Here is a 4,156-nt window from a genome sequence, read left to right as displayed (position 1 = left end):
GCCCGGCGCCGTGGTCGGGCTCGGCTCACCCACTTGCGCGCGGCGCTCGACCCGGCAATGGGCAGCCACGCGGCCGGTATCGACACCCGGCGACCGCGCGGCCCGGCGCCGCACTGCGCGCCGCGTCGGGGCGCGCTCAGGCGCCGGAGTCGAGCTTGCTGGCGAGCACCGCCGCCTGGGTGCGGCGCTCCATGCCGAGCTTGGCGAGCAGCCGGGAGACGTAGTTCTTCACCGTCTTCTCGGCGAGGAACATGCGCGCCGCGATCTGCCGGTTCGTCAGCCCCTCGCCGAGCAGCGCGAGCAACCGCCGCTCCTGCTCGGTGAGCCGTTCCAGGACGGCGGCGCCGCTGGCGTGCCGCAGCCGCGCCTCCAGCGTCTCCGCCGAGCGCCCGCCGAGCAGCGAGCGGCCCGCGCCCACCTGCTTGATCGCCTCGGCCAGCTCCATCCCCTTGATGTTCTTCACCACATACCCGCCCGCCCCGGCGAGCACGGCGTCCAGCATGGCGTGCTCGTCGCTGTACGAGGTGAGGATGAGGCAGCGCAGCCCGTCGTGCTCGGCGAGCAGGTCGCGGCAGAGCTCGATGCCGTTGCCGTCCGGCAGCCGCACATCCAGCACCGCGACGTCCGGCCGCACCGCGCGCACCCCCGCCAGCGCGGCCGCGACGGTGCCCGCCTGCCCGACCACGCTCAGCTCCGGATCGCTCTGCAGCAGATCCACCAGCCCGCGCCGGACGATCTCGTGATCGTCGACGAGGAACACCCCGAGCATCCCGCCCTCCGCTCCGCCCGCCGCCGACGCGGCGCCGCGTCCGTATGCTGGACGACGAATACGTGCGGCGCCTGCACCCCGGCGGCCGCGGTCGTCGTGTTCTGCGCACCCACCTTAGCCCCCGCCCCGACCTCGCGGCCGCTACTTGTCGGTGGTCGCCTCTAGCATCGCCGCCGGGGACACCTGTGCACGTACGAACACGATCGAGAAGGGACTTCTGGTGGCGGAACGCCTCACCGTTCGCGGAGCTCGGGAGCACAATCTGAAGGGGGTCGACCTCGATCTGCCCCGCGACAGCCTGATCGTGTTCACCGGGCTCTCCGGCTCCGGCAAGTCCAGCCTTGCCTTCGACACCATCTTCGCCGAGGGCCAGCGGCGCTACGTGGAGTCGCTGTCGGCGTACGCGCGCCAGTTCCTCGGCCAGATGGACAAGCCGGACGTGGACTTCATCGAGGGGCTCTCGCCCGCGGTCTCGATCGACCAGAAGTCGACCAACCGCAACCCGCGCTCCACCGTCGGCACCATCACCGAGGTCTACGACTACCTGCGGCTGCTCTACGCCCGCGCGGGCACCCCGCACTGCCCGGTCTGCCACGAACTCATCGCCAAGCAGTCCCCGCAGCAGATCGTGGACCAGGTGCTCGCCATGGAGGAGGGGCTGCGCTTCCAGGTGCTGGCCCCGGTGGTGCGCACCCGCAAGGGCGAGTTCGTCGACCTCTTCGACCAGCTGAACGGCCAGGGCTACTCGCGCGTCCGGGTGGACGGCGTGGTCTACCCGCTCACCGACCCGCCGAAGCTGAAGAAGCAGGAGAAGCACGACGTCGAGGTGGTGATCGACCGGCTCGCCGTCAAGGGCAATGCCAAGCAGCGGCTCACCGACTCCATCGAGACCGCGCTCCGGCTCGCCGACGGCATCGTCGTGCTCGACTTCGTCGACCGCGACGAGCACGCGCACGACCGCGAGCGCCGCTTCTCCGAGCGGCTGGCCTGCCCGAACGGCCACCCGCTGGACATCGAGGACCTGGAGCCGCGCTCCTTCTCCTTCAACTCGCCGTACGGCGCCTGCCCGGACTGCACCGGCCTCGGCATCCGCAAGGAGGTCGACCCGGAGCTGGTCGTCCCCGACCCGGAGCTGAGCCTGGCCGACGGCGCCATCGCGCCGTGGTCGCGCGGGCAGTCCGCGGAGTACTTCACCCGGCTGCTCTCCGGCCTCGCCGAGGCCAACGGGTTCTCGATCAAGACGCCGTGGAAGAACCTGCCCGCCAAGGCGCGCAAGGCGGTGCTGGAGGGCAGCACCGACCAGGTGCACGTCTCCTACACCAACCGCTACGGCCGCAAGCGCTCCTACTACGCCGACTTCGAGGGCGTCATGCCCTTCCTGCAGCGGCGCATGGAGAGCACCGAGTCCGAGCAGATGAAGGAGCACTACGAGGGGTACATGCGGGACATCCCGTGCCCGGTGTGCCGCGGCAGCAGGCTGCGCCCGGAGATCCTCGCGGTGACCATCGCGTCGGGGGAGGACCGGCGCTCCATCGCGGAGGTCAGCGATCTCTCCATCGGCGACTGCGCGGCCTTCCTGAACGGGCTGACCCTGGGCGAGCGGCAGGCCGCCATCGCCGGGCAGATCGTCAAGGAGGTGCAGGCCCGACTCGGATTCCTGCTCGACGTCGGGCTGGAGTACCTGAGCCTCTCGCGCGCCGCCGCCACGCTCTCCGGCGGCGAGGCGCAGCGCATCCGGCTCGCCACCCAGATCGGCTCCGGGCTGGTCGGCGTGCTCTACGTGCTGGACGAGCCCTCCATCGGGCTGCACCAGCGGGACAACCGCAAGCTGATCGAGACGCTCACCCGGCTACGCGACCTCGGCAACACGCTGATCGTGGTCGAGCACGACGAGGACACCATCCGGGCCTCGGACTGGGTGGTCGACATCGGCCCGATGGCGGGCGAGCACGGCGGCACCGTGGTGCACAGCGGCACGTACCAGGAGCTGCTGCGCAACGAGACCTCGCTCACCGGCGCCTACCTCGCCGGGCGGGAGAGCATCGCGCTGCCGCTGGTGCGCAGGCCGATCGACCGCAAGCGCAGCCTCACCGTGGTCGGCGCCACCGAACACAACCTGCGCGGCATCGACGTGAACTTCCCGCTCGGCGTGCTCACCGCCGTCACCGGCGTCTCCGGCTCCGGCAAGTCCACCCTGGTCAACGACATCCTCGCCACCGTGCTGCAGAACAAGCTGAACGGCGCGCGGCAGGTGCCCGGCAGGCACACCAGGATCACCGGGCTGGACCACCTGGACAAGCTGGTGCAGGTCGACCAGTCGCCGATCGGCCGCACCCCGCGCTCCAACCCGGCCACCTACACCGGCGTCTTCGACAAGATCCGCACGCTCTTCGCCGCCACCACCGAGGCCAAGGTGCGCGGGTACCAGCCGGGGCGGTTCTCCTTCAACGTCAAGGGCGGGCGCTGCGAGGCCTGCTCCGGCGACGGCACGCTCAAGATCGAGATGAACTTCCTGCCGGACGTGTACGTCCCGTGCGAGGTGTGCCACGGCGCCCGGTACAACCGGGAGACCCTCGAGGTGCACTACAAGGGCAAGACCATCGCCGAGGTGCTGGACATGCCGATCGAGGTCGCGGCGGAGTTCTTCGAGCCGGTCACCTCGATCCACCGGTACCTCAAGACGCTGGTCGACGTCGGGCTCGGGTACGTCCGGCTCGGGCAGAGCGCGCCGACGCTCTCCGGCGGCGAGGCGCAGCGCGTCAAGCTCGCCGCCGAGCTGCAGAAGCGGTCCAACGGGCGCACCGCCTACATCCTCGACGAGCCCACCACCGGGCTGCACTTCGAGGACATCCGCAAGCTGCTCATCGTGATCAACGGGCTGGTGGACAAGGGCAATACGGTCATCGTCATCGAGCACAACCTGGACGTGGTCAAGACGGCGGACTGGATCATCGACATGGGGCCCGAGGGCGGGTCCGGGGGTGGGATGGTCGTCGCCGAGGGGACGCCGGAGGACGTTGCCGCGGTCGAGGGGAGTTACACCGGCGGGTTCCTGCGGGAGGCGCTGGATCTGGCGGCGGAGCGCGGCGCGGTCGCGGCGCCGGTGCGGAAGTCGCGGGCGCGCAAGGCGGTAGCCGCGAAGCCCGAGGCCGTGGAGCAGGCAGCGGATGTCGCCGACGCGGCGGTACCCGGCAAGCAGGCCGCCAAGCGTGCCGCGAAGGCCGCCCCGGCGAAGGCGAGCGCGCGGAAGGCGCCCGCGAAGAAGGCGGCGGCCGACTCCGAGCCTGCGCAGCGCGCGGCGGCCACCGCGAAGCGGCTCTCCCGCAAGGCGGCCGCCCTGCGCTGAGCCCAGGTTCCGACGCGGGCCCCGCGGCTGTCCCCACAGCC

Annotated in this window: 2 protein-coding genes; one reads left to right on the top strand and one right to left on the bottom strand. The window is 71.2% G+C overall.

The genetic code is table 11. The annotated features are described in order from the left end of the window. Nucleotides 1-136 precede the first annotated feature (136 nt). Entirely contained in the window at nucleotides 137-769 is a 633-nt protein-coding gene (locus ACFUUZ_RS31490; protein ID WP_378702661.1) for a response regulator, read from the bottom strand. A gap of 220 nt (nucleotides 770-989) precedes the next feature. Between ACFUUZ_RS31490 and uvrA the strand changes: the two genes are divergently transcribed. Then, nucleotides 990-4,115, top strand: coding sequence for an excinuclease ABC subunit UvrA (gene uvrA, locus ACFUUZ_RS31485; protein ID WP_378702659.1), 3,126 nt, complete (start codon nucleotides 990-992; stop codon nucleotides 4,113-4,115). Nucleotides 4,116-4,156 lie beyond the last annotated feature (41 nt).

The sequence above is a fragment of the Nocardia sp. NPDC057353 genome, from assembly GCF_042667085.1.
Lineage (GTDB): Bacteria > Actinomycetota > Actinomycetes > Mycobacteriales > Mycobacteriaceae > Nocardia.
This window is presented reverse-complemented; position numbering and strand designations above follow the sequence as displayed.

What these genes read in the sequence shown, in the direction of transcription:
- ACFUUZ_RS31490 (WP_378702661.1), bottom strand. Translation starts at nt 769, where the DNA reads ATGCTCGGGGTGTTCCTCGTCGACGATCACGAGATCGTCCGGCGCGGG.